18 protein-coding genes and 1 pseudogene are annotated in these 16488 nt (G+C 34.7%); 2 read left to right on the forward strand and 17 right to left on the reverse strand.

Going from position 1 to position 16488, the window contains the following annotated elements; translation table 11 throughout:
* Position 1 precedes the first annotated feature (1 nt).
* From dsrM to rplU, 9 genes are all read right to left on the reverse strand, one after another.
* Entirely contained in the window at positions 2–1057 is a 1056-nt protein-coding gene (gene dsrM, locus G580_RS0109015) for a sulfate reduction electron transfer complex DsrMKJOP subunit DsrM (protein WP_028841866.1), read from the reverse strand.
* Between the two features lie 15 nt (positions 1058–1072).
* On the reverse strand, positions 1073–1630 hold the full coding sequence (locus tag G580_RS0109020) for an RsbRD N-terminal domain-containing protein (protein ID WP_028841867.1): 558 nt from the start codon (positions 1628–1630) through the stop codon (positions 1073–1075).
* A gap of 206 nt (positions 1631–1836) precedes the next feature.
* The gene (locus tag G580_RS0109030; RefSeq protein ID WP_028841868.1) at positions 1837–3252 is read right to left on the reverse strand and encodes a FapA family protein; all 1416 of its coding nucleotides are present in this window, start codon (positions 3250–3252) and stop codon (positions 1837–1839) included.
* Positions 3249–4616, reverse strand: coding sequence for a tRNA lysidine(34) synthetase TilS (tilS, locus tag G580_RS0109035; protein ID WP_028841869.1), 1368 nt, complete (start codon positions 4614–4616; stop codon positions 3249–3251). The genes G580_RS0109030 and tilS overlap by 4 nt, the downstream gene beginning before the upstream one ends.
* Positions 4606–5367, reverse strand: coding sequence for a hypothetical protein (locus G580_RS0109040; protein ID WP_028841870.1), 762 nt, complete (start codon positions 5365–5367; stop codon positions 4606–4608). The genes tilS and G580_RS0109040 overlap by 11 nt, the downstream gene beginning before the upstream one ends.
* Before the next feature lie 6 nt (positions 5368–5373).
* A complete protein-coding gene (locus tag G580_RS0109045) occupies positions 5374–6792 on the reverse strand; it encodes a flagellar assembly protein A (protein WP_028841871.1) in 1419 nt (472 codons plus the stop codon).
* Positions 6785–7396 carry a glycerol-3-phosphate 1-O-acyltransferase PlsY gene (gene plsY / locus G580_RS0109050; protein WP_028841872.1) on the reverse strand — a complete coding sequence of 204 codons (612 nt, stop codon included), beginning with the start codon at positions 7394–7396 and terminating at the stop codon, positions 6785–6787. The genes G580_RS0109045 and plsY overlap by 8 nt, the downstream gene beginning before the upstream one ends.
* 98 nt (positions 7397–7494) lie before the next feature.
* On the reverse strand, positions 7495–7749 hold the full coding sequence (gene rpmA / locus G580_RS0109055; protein WP_028841873.1) for a 50S ribosomal protein L27: 255 nt from the start codon (positions 7747–7749) through the stop codon (positions 7495–7497).
* A gap of 15 nt (positions 7750–7764) precedes the next feature.
* Positions 7765–8073: a 50S ribosomal protein L21 gene (gene rplU / locus G580_RS0109060; protein WP_022855061.1), complete on the reverse strand. Its 309-nt coding sequence runs from the start codon at positions 8071–8073 to the stop codon at positions 7765–7767.
* A gap of 299 nt (positions 8074–8372) precedes the next feature.
* Here rplU and G580_RS0109065 point away from each other — a divergent pair, with 299 nt between their 5' ends.
* Together G580_RS0109065 and G580_RS0109070 are read left to right on the forward strand one after the other, a co-directional pair.
* The gene (locus tag G580_RS0109065) at positions 8373–9002 is read left to right on the forward strand and encodes a CDP-alcohol phosphatidyltransferase family protein (RefSeq protein WP_028841874.1); all 630 of its coding nucleotides are present in this window, start codon (positions 8373–8375) and stop codon (positions 9000–9002) included.
* Complete coding sequence (locus G580_RS0109070; RefSeq protein WP_028841875.1) at positions 8995–9657, forward strand: 2,5-diamino-6-(ribosylamino)-4(3H)-pyrimidinone 5'-phosphate reductase; 663 nt, start codon at positions 8995–8997, stop codon at positions 9655–9657. The genes G580_RS0109065 and G580_RS0109070 overlap by 8 nt, the downstream gene beginning before the upstream one ends.
* A gap of 162 nt (positions 9658–9819) precedes the next feature.
* Here the strand turns inward: G580_RS0109070 and G580_RS11165 are convergent, their stop codons facing one another.
* The 8 genes and pseudogenes from G580_RS11165 to G580_RS10790 all read right to left on the reverse strand — a co-directional run.
* Positions 9820–10110, reverse strand: a complete 291-nt coding sequence (locus G580_RS11165; protein ID WP_051173335.1) for an NAD(P)-dependent oxidoreductase — start codon at positions 10108–10110, stop codon at positions 9820–9822.
* Positions 10076–10330 carry an NAD(P)-dependent oxidoreductase gene (locus tag G580_RS11890; RefSeq protein ID WP_281168598.1) on the reverse strand — a complete coding sequence of 85 codons (255 nt, stop codon included), beginning with the start codon at positions 10328–10330 and terminating at the stop codon, positions 10076–10078. The genes G580_RS11165 and G580_RS11890 overlap by 35 nt, the downstream gene beginning before the upstream one ends.
* Positions 10307–10615 (reverse strand): annotated as a pseudogene (locus G580_RS11895) (hydroxyacid dehydrogenase); the annotation flags it as partial. The pseudogene G580_RS11895 and the gene G580_RS11890, both read right to left, overlap by 24 nt.
* Positions 10616–10686: 71 nt before the next feature.
* The gene (locus G580_RS10780) at positions 10687–11862 is read right to left on the reverse strand and encodes an iron-containing alcohol dehydrogenase (protein ID WP_051173337.1); all 1176 of its coding nucleotides are present in this window, start codon (positions 11860–11862) and stop codon (positions 10687–10689) included.
* 90 nt (positions 11863–11952) lie between these two features.
* Complete coding sequence (acs, locus tag G580_RS0109085; protein ID WP_028841876.1) at positions 11953–13929, reverse strand: acetate--CoA ligase; 1977 nt, start codon at positions 13927–13929, stop codon at positions 11953–11955.
* 53 nt (positions 13930–13982) lie between these two features.
* A complete protein-coding gene (locus G580_RS10785; protein WP_051173338.1) occupies positions 13983–14375 on the reverse strand; it encodes a CBS domain-containing protein in 393 nt (130 codons plus the stop codon).
* A 241-nt stretch (positions 14376–14616) separates the two neighbouring features.
* Positions 14617–15924: an amidohydrolase family protein gene (locus tag G580_RS0109095; RefSeq protein WP_028841877.1), complete on the reverse strand. Its 1308-nt coding sequence runs from the start codon at positions 15922–15924 to the stop codon at positions 14617–14619.
* Between the two features lie 5 nt (positions 15925–15929).
* On the reverse strand, positions 15930–16488 hold a 559-nt coding region (locus tag G580_RS10790), incomplete at its 5' end, for a DRTGG domain-containing protein (RefSeq protein ID WP_038042010.1).

Genomic DNA, 16488 nt, shown 5'->3' on the forward strand with positions numbered 1-16488 from the left:
TTTATAGGTTTAAATTTTTATTAGGACCATAAATGGTATACCATTCATGCTCCTCTTTTTCTGCTTCTTCGTCTATAGGAATTCCGGCGTTTTCCATAGGTTCTCTAAACCTTTCCTGCCATTCTGCATAGGTTAAATGTTTAACCGGATAGTTCCAAGGATTAACATGCATATCAGCACGGTTGTTATTGGGCATATTACGTGTGGGGCTAAAGAACACCCCTATCATATGGGCAAGCTTACTAAATGGAAAATAAGCAGCTAAAACTGAAACTAAGAAAAGATGCACATAAAAGATCGTTCCTATTTTCACTTCAGGCACAACTGGTTTAAAAGTAGCCAACCCTAAGGTTAACTGTTTGATGGCATATACATCAACCTTTAAGTTATACCTCATCAAAACACCAGTTATTACTATACCTAAAATAAGAAATAACGGAAAATAATCTGAACCATGAGAAATATAAGAAACCTTAGCGTCTACCAATCTTCTGAGAAGCAAAAAGGAAAGACCTGCAATAATTAAAATATCGGTAATATAAACTGGAGGAACACCAAAACTATGAATAAAACTATCCATATAGTCCAAAAATTGAATTACCGAAGGAACAGGGTTCGTAAACAACCTAAGATGTCTTATAAGAATGATCAAAAAGGACCAATGAAAAAGAATAGCCCCTAACCACAACCACTTAGCAGACCCATAAATAAGCTTTTTTCCCTGAAGGTCAGCCCTGAGATTTCTAAACAAGCTCCTAAAGAACAATACTTCTAAAACCATTCTTAAAACTACCTCAAAGGTGTTAAAAGGAGATTCTAAACGACTATACTTTATCCAGGGCAAACTCTTTTGTTGACCACAAGTAGTAGGGATTTTAAATGGCTGAGGAGACTTAGCCCAGTTTAATATCCTGTAAATAAGGCCTATCACAAAAACCAAAAAACATACATAAGGAATTACTATAGCAAACAATCCTTGCAAACCTAAAACCCCTACTCCAACCCAGGGGATAAGAAGTAAGACTAAAAAAATCAAAAAACTCCAGCCTACGTTCATACCTCTCTCCCTCTCTTATTGGTTTATTTTGTCTTCTGCCTCAATTTGAGGCATTCCTTCCATAGGATCGTAAACTAACCCTGCTCTTTTTAACAATAAAAAATGATTCCTTTTCCATTCATCATATTTGATCTGATTTAACCTTTCTCTATATTCATAAAAATAATCAAATCCTTTGACAAGAAGGGCATTTATCTTATCTTCTAACCTTAAGAATTCTTCTACACCAAACCTTTTTAAAAATTCTTCTCCCATTTCTTCTCTTATAATACCCTTGAGCTGAATGAATAAATTTAAAGCTTTTGAAGGAACTTGTTCTTGGACAGCCAGCAATTGCACAAGCCTTTTTAAATAATAATTAGCTTCTTCCCAGTTAAACTCACCCAACACAAGCCTTACCAAACCTTGAAAGGTTTCTTCTATCCTATGACCAAAAGGATTTTGAAAGGGATCAACTTCTCTGTTAAAAAACTTCTGAGCCTCCTCTCCTAAAGAACTTAAAAAAACAGATTTCCACTTTTTAAAAACCTTCTCTTGGTTATCTTCTAAAAATCTTATTAGCTCTTCAGACAATCTAAGGCCCTCTAAAAGGAATTTTAAACTAAATTTATACCTTTATCTTAAGAAAAGTCAATCCTTGTTTTAAAAAGTAAACCTTTCTTTTAGCCTTCTTTTTAGGTTTAAAAAAGGATTTTTTTTATTTTTTTTAATTTTTTCAACTTTTTTATCTGAAACTATAAGCATACATAAAAATAAGCTAAAATTTTTAAAATACTTTTTTAAATCTTTTTACAATCGATACTACCTTCCTCATAAAAGAAAACTAAAGGACCTTTTATCTCTTCTGAGATTATTTTTTGTTGGTCAGCTATACCGATGATAACCCCTGGATAGACCTTTTCTAAAACTTTTACGGTTTTTTGTTTAAATACACCAAGATTTTTTTTCAGTTCTTTTAACCTTTCTAATAGTTTTTTCAATTCTCTGTCGTAAAGCTCATACTGTTCAAAAAGTCTTTTGATTATGGTTTCTTTTTCAGGAGTAACCCTACCCTCCTTTATAAGCTTTTTCCCTATTTCAATCCCTGTTTTTAATTTATTTAAGGTTTCTTCATAAATAATACTTTTTTGGAGTATCTCAAAATACTCAGTGATCAAATCAATCTTATATCCTGCATAAACCTTAGTAAAGGTCTGGCTTTGGTTGCCTAAAATTTTAACCTCTACGTTACCACCACACTTCATTTCTGTACCATAAATTAAACCTTTACCTATAGTAGCTAAACAATCTCCTGAAACTGTAGCCTTAACAAAAATCATATAATTTTTAACCAAAAGATCTCCGTCTACTTCTAAACTTGCATGCTCAATCCCTTTAATCTCAGCTCTACCTTTTACCTTAACCTTGGTTTCTTCCCCTCTTAGGATCCCATCACACAGAAAATTCCCTTCTACCTCTATCAAAACCTTGTTTTCTGTCCCTCCATAAAGCTCTAAGTCTCCCTTAACCCTAACCTTAAAACCAAATTTTACATCTCCTTTGATGGTTAATTTTTTACCTACAAACCTTATGTTACCTACAGAAAAATCTACATCACCTTCGATGGTATACTCTGTCAAAATTTCAAGTTTATTACCTTGTAAAACCACCACTCCGCTTGTTTTAGCCTTAACCCATCCTTCTTCGTCGATAAAAAGATTTTCCCCTAAGATAATCTTGGAAGATTCTTTTATCTCAGGAGAGGGTATAGGTTCCCCTAAAACGTTAATGCCTGGTATACCTGGAATAGGAGGAATCCATTTTGCTATGATTTCATTTGGTTCAACACAAATAAGTCTTTTAGGTGTTTCTCTCAAATCTTGAGTATCTAATTCGAGTTTTTCAGCCTTAGGCTCTGACAATAAAGGGGCAAACTTTTCTAAAAATTCTAACTTTTCCGGAATGGGTGGTTTGGGAAGTATTCCTTTTACTACTATCAGTTTATCGTCTACAAGTTCTGGCTCCTCTAAAACTCCAAAAATGTTTGCTTTTTTCAATTCTTCTTTTATTGTTTCCCAGTTTTTGATAAAATCTTTAAGAAGAACCCTTTCTGAAGGTTTTACAGGCAAATATATCATCATTTCATCTTGACTTAGATATAAAAGAAAATCTCCAAACCACAAACCCTCTTTTTTAAACTTTAACTTGTCTATCATCTTAAAGAATAGACCTCCAACACCAATGCCTCTTGATTTTCTTTTATCTTATATTCTAGGTCAACGTATATCTTCCATATAGCTATGATTTTTTCTTTATGTTCTACGATTAAAACCTGATCTCTAAGATGATGGGCTACACCCTTTTCTTGAAAAAACTTTTTTATCTTTTTATGTCCTAAACCAGGGATAAACACTCTATCTCCAGGCTTTCTGTTTCTAACCTTAAAAGGAAAAGTAAGTTGCTCAGCTGAAAAACACATCATCAAAGGTGTTTCCTTTACCTCCTCTAAAGATTTCATCTTATAAACTTTTAAAATCTCTTGAGTTGGAAGTAAGTACTCCCCTTCGGCCGTTATTTCTATTTCAAAATAAGGAAGAGTAGGGCTTTTTTTAGAAAAAGCTAAATAACCTGGACCACGATAGGCTATATAGTCTCCGGGAAGATATACAGGACCTTTTATATTCTGGGTAACCAAACGTTCTAAACTTTCAAGATGGGTAAAAGTAATCCTAAACAAGGGAAGACCTACCTCTTGAAAAACCAAAAAATATATTCTCTTCCTTAAAGTAGGAGAAAGATTTTTAAGTTCATGAAATTTTAAACGCAGTGTGTTTCCCTCAAACACTTTTAATTTTTCATAATGCTTTTTAGCAAGATCCTCGATAAGCTCCTCTTCTTCTGCTATGATTAACGCAACTTTTTTAAGATTTTGTTTAATGTTTTTGTTAAAGGTTTGTTCTAAATATGGGATTAAAAGATGCCTTACTCGGTTTCTTAAAAACCTTAAATCATCGTTGGTTGGGTCTTCAACCCATCTAAGTCCTCTCTCTTGAGCAAAGTTTTTTATTTCTTCTTTACTTACAAATAAAAAGGGTCTTATGATAAGATCTTCTCGTTTTATAGGTATTCCTGCAAGACCTCTTTTACCAGTACCTTTTATGATTTTTAAAAAAATTTCTTCTGCCAAGTCGTCTAAATGGTGAGCCAAGGCTACTTTTTGAAAATCATACTTTTTGGCTAAAAAATACCACAATCTGTATCTTAATTCTCTTCCTGCCATTTCTAAACTAAGCTTTTCACGCTTGGCATAAAGAGACACAGGAGAAGCTGTATAAAAAAAAGGAATTCCCTTTTGTTTGCAAAACTGATAAACAAACATCGCATCTTGATGAGAATTCTTTCTTATTTTATGGTCATAATGAGACACAAACAGAGAAAGTTGGTACTCCTTTTTGAAGATATAAAAAACTTCTAAAAGGGCTACAGAATCAAGCCCACCAGAGATAGCAAGAAGCACCCGGTCTCCTTTTTGTAAAAGCTTAAACTTTTCGATAGTCTGTTTGATGGTGTTAATAAACATATCTAAGGATATCCTTAGTGTTTTCAGGATAAAGCTCGTAGGCCTTTTTAGCAAGTAATGAAAGTTGTTGATAAACCTTTCCCAACTCGGGAAGAGGTTTAAATTCTTTAAAAATTAAATCCAAGGGAGGAGGTGTCTCTATTTTTAAAGCCTCAGAAAGAGAAGACCAGACTTTTTCTTTGTCTTCTATAGCACCAATTTCTAATCCTTCTCCAGAAAGTCTGTTAAAAAAACTTAAAATATAACTTAAATCAAATTTTTTATAAAAGTTTTTGGTTTCTTCTTTTAACTCTTGATAAAACTTTTTAAGGTTCTCTAATTTTAATAAATACTCCTCTAAAACCCTATTAAACCTTTTATACACAGTAAAAAAAAGCTTTACAAACTTACTTTTGGTGGTTAGAGCAAAACAAGAGGTTACATTAGCAAAAAGCTTTTTTTTTAGATTTTCTTCAGGCTGATTGAATTCTTTAAAGAAAATTTCCTTACTTAAAATACAAACTTCGCTCAAAGGAAAGGCAGTAACTTTTTCAAATTCATAAACTAAAGTCTCATCCTTATTTAATAAAAAAAAAATCCGCCAACTGTTGTTAAAAACTCTCTTATATAGTTTTTTTAGTTGGTCGCATTCCTCTTTGAAAAGGTTCCATTTTTCTTCTAAATAAACTTTTTCTCTAAAATAGTTTTCAGCTATTTCTTTTTTAATTTCTATGCTTAAACTTTCTGAAAACTCATCCCAGTCTTTTATCATTTTGCTTTAACTTTTCTGGATATTGATCTTACCATTTTCTAAACTAAAAATTATCGGTCCAGGTATCTCCTCAACAACTGTATAAAACACATCAGCAATCCCTAGCATAACCCCTGGATAAACCCTTTCTTGAACTTTAATAAACTTAGACTGATAAAAAGAAAGTTCTTTTTTAATGGTTTTTAGTTGTTGTAAAAGCTCTTCTAACTCTTTAGAATAAAGTTCGTACTGTTTTTGGATCTTTTCGAAAATCTTTTGTTTTTCCGGGGATAAGTTTTTTTCTTTTTTAAGCCTTTCTCCTAACTCAATGCCCACTTTAAGTTTGTTTAGCGTCTCTTCTAAAAGTATAGAATGTTGTAGCTTTTTTAGATAGTCATCTATCAAATCAGGTTGGTATCCGGCTAAAATTTTGGTAGAAGTATTGGTTTCATTTCCCAAGATTTTAGCTTCTATAACATCCGAAGCTTTAATCACCCCTCCATAGATGATCCCTTTACCTGCATTAACCTCTATCTTTCCAGAAACAGAGATTTCGGAAAAAATAAGGTAGTTTTTAACTATCAGATCTCCTAAAACCTCCAATTTAGCATGCTCAACCCCTTTAACCTCTGCTCTACCCTTTACTTTAACCCTGGTTTCTTCTCCTCTTATGATCCCATCGCACAAAAAGTTTCCTTCTACCTCTATCAAAACCTTGTTTTCTGTCCCTCCATAAACTTCTAAGTCCCCTCTGACCCTAACCTTAAAACCAAACTTTACATCTCCTTTTATAATCAACTTTTTACCTATAAAATCTATGTTTCCTACAGAAAAATCTACATCTCCCTTTATTTCATACTCAGGGAGAATATCGATGGTATTTTGATGGTAAACCACAACCCCTGCCTGTTTAGCTCTGATAGATTTTTCTTCATCTATAAATAAATTTTCTCCTAACTGAATCTGAGATTGAGAGGAAGGTTGAGGAGCCTGAAGGGTTTCTCCAAACACATTAACCCCATCTAAACCAGGAATAGGAGGATACCATTTTCCAACTACTTCGTTTTCTTCGGCACACACTATCTTTCTGTGAATTTCTCTTATATCTTTTCTCTCTCCTTTATCCTGTAAATCCAAAGGTTCGTCTTGAAAAAAAATAACCTTAGCAAATTTTTCCAAAAGTTCTATTTTTTCTGGTACAAAAGGAGTGATAGGTACTCCTTTTGCCACTATCAATCTATTATCTAAGATCTCTGGTTCTTCAAGCACCCCAAAGATACCTTCTTCTATAAGTTTCGATTTTACCTGAGGCCAAGCTTCTTTAAACTTCTTTGAATTCTCTTCAGTAGGTGGTTCAGCCCAAAAAAACATCAATTCATCGTCAGATACTCTAAAATCAAACCCTTCCAGATTAACTCCTTCTTTTTTTAATTTATCCTTATCCATGTGGCTCTTTTTTCCAGGATTTTTCTTCTCCTCTTAAAATCCTCTTTATGTTCTCTTTATGCTTATACCAGATTAAAATACCCAAAAAGGTTGCACATATTATATATTCGGTAGGATAGTTAAAAATAAAAAGGTTTATAGGCAAGAAAAATGTTGCCAATAAAGATCCTACAGAAACAAAACCTGTCAAAGCTACACCTGCTAAAAAGGTTAACAAACTTACTAAAATAGCTTTAGGTGCAAGAAATAGAAAAACACCTATGGTAGTAGCCACCCCCTTTCCCCCCTTAAAACCCAAGAAAACAGAGAAAAGATGGCCTACTACAGCAAAAAAACCAGCTAAAGAAAGGATTAATTCCTGTGAATACGGTGTTTTTGAGCTTAAAAAAAAGGCTATTAAAAGAGCTAAAACACCCTTAGAGGCATCTCCTAAAAAGGTTATAAAACCCCATTTTTTACCTAAAAGTCTGGCAACGTTAGTAGCCCCAGGATTTTTACTACCTTCTTTTCTTGGGTCTACTCCAAAGGGCAAACATACCACTAAGGCAAAAGGAATAGACCCTAAAATATAGCTTAATATAGAGATAAAAATTAAATAAACCACAAAGAAATTTTAAACGAATTTTTAAAATTGACAAGAAACAAGCAAGTAAAAATAAAAAAGTCAGTACTAAAGATACTACTGACCTTTAAAATTTTGGGTTATAAACTGGGATAAACGCTGACTACTTTTCTTCCGTTTCTTGTTTCAAACTTAACAAATCCATTTATCTTTGCAAAAATGGTGTAGTCTTTGCCAACTCCCACGTTAAAACCAGGATGAACCTTGGTACCTCTTTGCCTAACGATGATTTCACCTGCTTTTACAAACTGACCGCCATACCTTTTAACACCTAAACGTTTAGAGTTAGAATCTCTTCCGTTTCTTGAAGATCCTCCTGCCTTCTTATGAGCCATTTATCCTTCCCCCTATTACAAAATTTCCTTAATTTCTAATGTAGTTATAAGCTGTCTATGCCCTCTTTTTCTTTTATAACCCTTTTTTGGCTTTTTCTTAAAAACGATTACTTTCGGTCCTTTAGAATGTTCTACCACAGAAGCAATGACCTTCACTCCTTCGACTAAGGGGGTCCCCAGTTTTATTTCTCCATCTTTATTAACTAAAAGAACCTCTGAAATTTCTACAGTATCTCCTACATTAGCTTCGACTTTTTCTACTTTGATTTTATCACCAGGTTTTACTACATATTGCTTTCCACCAGTCTTGATCACCGCAAACACGAAAATCCCTCTTTCCAGAAATTTTTCACCTTAAAAGATATCTTAAAAACAGGTTTTGTCAATATTGTTTATCTGTTGTTTTAAAATTTGTTTTTCTGCTATGATTAGTCCTGACATTTTAAATCATCTATTTATTTTTTTAAAGTTAAAATACCACGTTATTTTTTACATAAAAAATTTAATTCTGAAAAAGAGATACTTTTCAAGAAAGAGTCTATCCTCGGTAGAACAATCTATTTTTAGCCTCCAAATGCCGTTATTTTATTGACTTTTAAACAAATACTAATAAAATATTAATCATGAACCTTACTTCAAAAAGGGCTTATTTTAGAAGGTTTTATTTTCCATTAAGTCTGCTACTTTACAAAGGCAATCTTTCTCCTAATTTTGTTACTTCTCTTTCTTTAGTATCAGGGACGATAGCTGGTGTTTGTTTTTATTATGAATATTTATTGACAGCTGCCTTTTTGTTACTTTTATCAGGCCTTTTAGACCTTATAGATGGAGAAATAGCAAGACTCTCTGGTAATACTACTAAATTTGGAGCGGTTTTTGATTGGATATCAGATAAGTGGGTAGATGGTATAGTATTAGGTACTATTGCCTATATCTATACTGATGGTTTTTGGACGATATTAGCTATAGTATCTTCTATGCTCCATTCCTTTCTCAAACCTGTGGTATATGCTGAAATAGGATATCAGGTAAAACTAAAAGGAAAAATCCAAGATCCTTTAGAAAACGTCGGTTTTTTTGGTCGCCCTGAAACTCATCTAAGCATATTAATCTTTACCTTTTTAGAAAAAATTACCTCTTATGAAATCGGACTTGAGTTTGGTATAAAGTTCATTACTATTTTTACTTTATTTTCTCTTATCACAAGGCTGGTATATCTATATCAAAACTTTAGAGGGATAAAAGATGAATAGACCTTATGTGATAATAGTATCTGAGGTTACGATAGACGGAAAGCTTACGTTATATAGAGGAGCTTCAAGCAAAGAACTAATGAGTTTGATGACCAAAGAAGTTTACCGCTATTTACATGGCATAAGGGCTGAGGTAGACGGGATCATGGTAGGTTGCGAAACAGTAAGAACAGATGACCCGAGTTTGACTGTTAGATATGTAGAAGGTAAAAATCCTATAAGAATCATTCCTTGCTCTACCGCCAACGTTCCCTATAACGCAAATATCTTTTCTAAAGACGCTCCTACCATCATTGCTACTACCAAAAGAGCTCCTAAAGAAAAAATCAAAAAACTTGAAGAGCTTGGGGCTGAGGTTATCGTTGTCGGGGAAGAGTTGGTAGACTTTGGGGTACTTTTACCAGAGCTTTATCAAAGAGGAATCAAAATACTGATGGTAGAAGGAGGCTCTTCTATAAACTGGGAGTTTGTAAAAAATAGATATGTAGATGAAATCAGAATCATTCATCTTCCAGTAATAGTTGGTGGAGAAAACGTACCTACCTTTGTAGGAGGAGAAGGGTTTAAGTCGCTTACCAAGGTCTTAAAACTAAAAATCCAAAAATTCTTTCAGATAGACGATTTTTTGATTTCTGAGTGGAAAGTTCAAAAATAAAAAGAATAAGTGGTTAAAAGGCATTTGTTTTTACCAAATTGAGTTATGGTTTCTGCTACCCAATTTATGTTTATTTGTAGAGCATCTTTAGTGTAATGTGAGGTATGGGGGGTAAAAGCAACGTGAGGATAACTCAAAATATGAAGGGTTTTCAAAGCTTTTTCATAATCTTGAATTTGAAAATCTATTCTCTAAAATTTTTTCCATTTCAAGTAATACCCTTTCTCCTTCAAATACATCAAGAGTAATCCCTCCTTGTAGTTTTCGATTTTGTAAATCCCATATTAAAGCTTCTGTATCTACTATAGGCCCACGGGCGGTATTAATCAACATAGCTTCATCTTTTACTAATTTTATATTCTCAAGGTTTATCATATGATGAGTCTTAGAATAATATGGAACCATAACTACTATTATATCAAAATGTTTTAACAACTCCTCTAAAGAGAACATAACTTACCCCAAATTTTTCTTTTAACTGAAGGTCAGGCTTTATGTCATGCGCTAAAATTTTCATACCTATTCCGTAAGCTATCCTTGCAACTTCTTTACCTATGTTACCTGTACCTATAATCCCTATGGTTTTACCAAATAAGTCTAACCCCAAAAGTCCTTCTCTTGAAAAATCTAAGTTTTTAACCTTTGAGATGGCCGTAGAAATCCTTTTTGCCAAAGTAAAAATAAGACCGATAGTATGTTCTGCTACGGTGGTAAAAGCAAAGTAAGGAGAATTGGCTACTACTATACCTCTTTTTTGACAGGACAAAATATCTATATGATTTGTGCCTATGGTTCTTGTGATGAGAAGTTTTAAGTTAGAAAGTTGATCTAGCACTTTTTCGTCAACCAAAGAACGAATGTAAATCACTGCCACATTTAGATCTGAATAAGCATTACCCGTAAAACTATCCAAAGGTTCTAAGGTAAAAACGAGCTTCAAATTGCCTAAGGATTCTCCTAAGTTTTGTTTTAAAGTTTCTAAATAAACTTTCTTTTCTCAGTCTCTTTCGATTTCAAAGATACCTATTTTTATGGTTTAGACTCTCCAAAATAAGCTGTATAAAATACTTTACTTACCTCTTCTTTAGAATACTCATCGGCTACTTGCCATATGGTTAGGATATGATAAGCCTTGTCTATCAAGTACTCTAAATCTTCTTGAGGGAGTTTTAAATCTTTTAAAGTATAAAGAAGTCTCAGGTCCCTTAACCAGTTTTCAAAGACTTCTATCCCCATCTCTACAGAGATTTTATCTTCTACTTTTATGTTAAGAACCTTTTCAAAAAATTTATGAAGAAGCTTGTTTTTTTTATAAACCTTCATCCAGGCATAAGTTATGACCGCTAAACCCAATCCATGAGGAAGGTCATATACTCCGCTTAAAGTATGTTCTAAAGCATGGATAAAAAACCTATATTTTCCCATACCTGCCTTAGGTAATCCGCATAAAGCTAAGGAAGAAGCCCACATAAGATTAGCCCTGGCTTCATAATTAGTAGGATCATACATAGCAGCTTTAGACCACTTCATAAGGTTTTTCATCAAAGCTACCATAAAGTCTTCTGTAAGGCAGTCTTTCTTATACTCTCTACTTATAAAAACCTCAAAAACATGAGAAAAGGCATCAAAAGCTCCATAAGCGGTATAATCAGGGGGCACAGTAAAAGTAAAGGTAGGGTCTAAAAAAGTAAGTTTAGGGAAAATCCAGGGAGAGTTCATAGAAAGTTTAACCTTTGTTTCATCGTTTACTATAACGCTTATGTTGTTTAGCTCTGAACCAGTACCAGCGATAGTAGGCACTGCTACTATAGGAAGAGCCTGTTTAGGAAAATCCTTTCTTTCATAAAAATCCCATATCTTTTCCTCTGCAAAAACCCCACAAGCAATAGCCTTGGCAGTGTCTATTACACTCCCGCCACCGGTAGCTAAGATGAAATCAACCTTTTCTTCTTTGACTACCTTGATACCCTCTAAGACCTTAGATAAAAGAGGGTTAGCCTTTACTCCTCCAAATTCTATATATTCTATCTTAGCTTTTTTTAAAATCTCTTTAACTTGGTCATAAACCCCATTTCTTATTATGGATCCTCTTCCAAAAACCCAAAGAGCCTTTTTTCCTATACCAGAAACTTCTTTAGGAAATTGTCTCAAAACTTTTTTACCGAAAAAAACTTTTGTAGGAAGATAAAACTCAAAATTTTTCATCGATTAACCCCCCTTCTAAAATAAAAATAGACCTATAGGGCTTACCCCTATAGGTCTATTTTTAATCAAAAACAAAAATAAATCAACCGGTTATTTTAAATTTTTTCTCGACTCTACCAGTTTCTCTACCACCTCAGGTTCTGCCAATGTACTGGTATCTCCCAAATCTTCAAACTGCTGGGCAGCTATCTTTCTTAAGATCCTTCTCATGATTTTTCCGCTTCGAGTTTTAGGTAATCCAGGGGCAAAAAGTATGAAATCAGGAGTTGCTATAGGACCTATTACTTTTCTGATATGAAAGACTAACTCTTTCTTAAGTTCTGGGGTAGGCTCAAACCCTTCCTTAAGTACGATGTAAGCAAAGATTCCTTCTCCTTTGATGTCATGAGGGAATCCCACAACTGCAGCCTCTGCTACTGCAGGGTGTTCTACAAAAGCAGACTCTAATTCCATCGTACCAAGTCTGTGTCCAGAAACATTAATGACATCGTCAAGTCTTCCCATAATCCAGAAATAGCCGTCTTCGTCTTTTCTGGCACCATCTCCGGTGTAATAATATCCTGGAAACCTGCTAAAATAGACCTCTTTAAACCTTTTTTCATCCCCCCAAACCCCTCTTGCCATACCAGGCCAGGCTCTTTTGATACAAAGATGACCTCCCTCGTTGATGTCTGCCTCTGTTCCATCAGCTCTTAGGATAATAGGCTCTATTCCAGGTAAAGGATAAGTAGCTGAACCAGGTTTCTGAGGTACTGCAAAGGGTATAGGGGCTATCATATGTCCACCGGTCTCGGTTTGCCACCAAGTATCTACTACAGGACAGCGTTTACGTCCTACATTAACATAAAACCAAACCCAAGCCTCTGGGTTTATAGGTTCTCCCACCGTTCCTAAAATCCTTAAGCTCGAAAGATTGTATTTCTTAGGCCACTGATCTCCCTCTCTCATCAACGCCCTTATCGCTGTAGGAGCTGTATATAGAACAGTTACACCATAACGGTCTACCAACTCCCACCATCTTCCTGGATCTGGATAAGTTGGAACCCCCTCATACATAAAAACCGTAGCTCCTAAAGCTAAAGGACCGTAAACTACATAGGAATGCCCGGTAATCCAACCTATATCAGCAGTACACCAATAGATATCGTCTGGTTTTAGGTCAAAAACCCACTGGGTGGTATGCGCGGCATATACCAAGTATCCACCTGTGGTATGGTAAACTCCTTTAGGTTTTCCTGTAGTACCTGAGGTATATAGAATAAAAAGAGGATCTTCAGCATCCATTACTTCATATTCACAATACTCAGCTACACTTAAATCTTTTTTTAAGTCGTCATATAGGATACAACGGTTATCTTTTAGTTCTATAGGATCACCAAAACGATTTAACACAATACAATATTCCACACAAGCACAATCTCTTATAGCCTCTTCTGCCCTATCTAAAAGAGTTATTCTTCTTCCAGCTCTATAAGTGCCATCACAAGTGATAACTACCTTAGCCTGAGCATCAAGAATACGAACTTTAAGGGCTTCTGAGGAAAAACCTCCAAACACTACACTATGGATAGCCCCTATTCTTGCACAAGCCAACATCGCTGCCACAGCCTCTGGCATAGTAGGAAGATAAATGGTTACCCTATCACCTTTTTCTACACCTAAATTCTTTAAAATCTTAGCAAACTTACATATCTCACTGTGCAGCATATGATAGGTATAAACCTTAGTGTCTCTGTCAGGTTCTCCTTGCCAAATGATAGCAGCCTTATTTTTTATAGCTGGATTGTCTAAATGTCTGTCTACACAATTAAAACAAGCATTTAGCTTACCACCTTCAAAAAACTTGATCTCTGGCTTGTAAAAATCCCAATAACAAGTCCTATCCCAGTACTTAAACCAAGTAATCAACTCTTTAGCCCTTTCAGCCCAAAACTCATCAGGGTCATCTAAAGAATACTGATAAATCTGTTTATATTTATAACGAGAAGAAATGTAAGCCTGGTCCTTACCTTCTTGAGGGGGATAGAAAATCCTCCCCTCTTTTAACAAAGATGTCAATTCCGCCATGTCTACCTCCTTTTTAAAGTTTTTTTTCAAAATATTAAAAAATTATCTTTCTGTTATACATGAGGTTTTATGATATCTCTTAAGGTTATCATACCTACCAATTTTTCTCCTGAAGTAACCGGAAGCCTTACTACATTTGCCATCGCCATAAGTTTAGCCGCATATTTTATATCATAATAATCAGGAACGGTAATACATGGTTTGGTCATAACCTCTAAAACCCTAACCTTTTCCAAAGGTAACCCTTTAGCTATAACTTTATAAACTATATCTTTAACTGTAATAATCCCGTAAGCATCTTCTTCGTCTACCTTATCGACTACCAATCCTCTGTAACCAGTTTTCATCATCAACTCTGCTGCTTCTTTAACCGTAGCGTTACCATCAATAGTAGCTACTGGAGTAGTCATTACATCTCTAACTTTTATCTTTTCAATCTCTATCATAAGCCCCTCCTTCCTATAAAATAATTTTTTATGGTTTATTAAATTTTATATTACAAACATAACAAAATTTAAAATAGCTTTGTTAAAAATTTCACTAACCTAAATTTATAGGAGTATGCTTTTTATAACAAGATTTATGCCTGTCTTCTTATAATCAAAAATTCACAAAAAGCTGACGTTTTATAAAAAAAATAAGTGATGAAAAAGACCTCAATGAGAAAAAATACCTCAGTTATATCTTCTAAGAAATTATCTTCAAAACCTCTTTTTTTATTTTTTCTATCTCTTCTCTTACCTTTTCTTCATCGACAGTCAAAACTTGATAATTTTTCATGATCCATTTTCCATCAACCATTAGGTGAGACACACAACCTGTCTTTGCTGTATAGACTATAAGGGCAAGAGGATTGTAGTCTGGTTGTAAAGAGTGGTTGCTGAGGTCTATCACAGCTAAATCTGCTTTATAACCTATGGAAAGTTTTCCTGTATCAAAAAAACCTAAGGCTTTACTTCCTCCTTCGGTAGCAGCGTAGAACATTTCTTTAGCGGTAATAATAGTTGGATCTTCATGTATCCCTTTTTGGATTAAACAAGCAGTCCTCATTTCAGAAAACATATCAAGGTCGTTATTACTAGCAGGCCCATCAGTACCTAAAGCCAAGTTTATACCTGCTTTTATTATTTCAGGGATAGGGGCGACCCCTGAACCTAACTTTAAATTACTCTCTGGACAATGGATAAAACTGGACTTAGCTTTAGACATAAGTTCTATTTCTTTAGGAGTTACCTTAACCCCATGGACAGCTATAAGATTTTCATTAACCCCTCCTATTTCAGCCAGAAGTTCTATAGGATTTTTACCATAACGCTCCCTTATCAGCTTTATCTCTTCTTGATTTTCAGAAAGATGGATGTGAAGTTTAGCTCCATATCTCTCAGAAATTTTGAGACAAGACTTGACCGTATCCGGAGAGCAAGTATATAAAGTGTGAGGACATACCGATATTTTTATCAAAGGATGGTTTTGAAAATTTTTTAACAAACTTTCTGTAAGTTCTAATCCTTTAACTAAAGGACCATAATTAGGAGAAGGAAAATCAAAAAGCCCTTCCCCAAGTAACCCTTTGATTCCAGATTCTTCCGTGGCTTTTATCACCTCTTCTTCAAAAAGATACATATCACAGAAAAGAGTGACCCCTGACTTTATCATCTCTATGAGAGAAAGTAAACTTCCCCAATAAACCCATTCTCTTTTTAATTTAGCTTCTACAGGAAAAATATATTGGTTTAACCAGGTCATCAAAGATAGGTCCTCTGCTAAACCTCTTAAGATACTCATAGGAATATGGGTGTGCCCGTTAACCAACCCCGGCATCAAAATACCGTTTTCAAATATTTCTCTTTCTATGTTTGGATATTTATTAATGAGTTGCTCCTTATTACCTATATCTAAAATAACCCCCTTCTTTATAAAAACCCCACCTTCCCTTATAGGAGGTTCATAAGCCGAGGGCACTATCCATTTGGCTAAAATCAACCTCTCATCCATATTGTCTAACCTCTTACTAAGTTTAAAAATTTTTCTAAATTAAGCTCTTTGGCTACCATCTCTTTAGCCCTTAGGGCTTTGCCTTTTTCTTTTAAGATGGCTTTGCCTACTAAGGCCTGTATTTTTTCAACTGCTGAGAAGGTATCAAGAGAGGTCACCACAACTGGCACTCCTTTTGTCTTAGCTATGTTTACCACCATCTCGCTTGGATATAATCCTCCTGTCAAAAGTAAACACTTGGTAGAAGTCTCTAAAGCTAAAATCTGAATGTCTGTCCTGTTCACCCCTGTTATCACTAACTTGTTAGGTATCCTTAAAAAATACCTCATCGCATTCTCAGGGTCCATCGCACCTATCGTGATGTTCTCTACAAACTCATCAAGCTTGTCCTCACAACACACAATACCCCCGTTAACCACCTCAAGTAAAGTCCTAACGGTTACTGCCTCAAGCAACTTATCCTTCTTAAACACCCCTAAAACCTCTATCCCTTTACCCTCTAAATAAGGCACCACCTTTTCCTTTATATAAGGATATTCCTCAACAGGGACCTTGTTTATCACC

It is taken from the genome of Thermodesulfobacterium hveragerdense DSM 12571 (genome assembly GCF_000423845.1).
Classification (GTDB): domain Bacteria; phylum Desulfobacterota; class Thermodesulfobacteria; order Thermodesulfobacteriales; family Thermodesulfobacteriaceae; genus Thermodesulfobacterium; species Thermodesulfobacterium hveragerdense.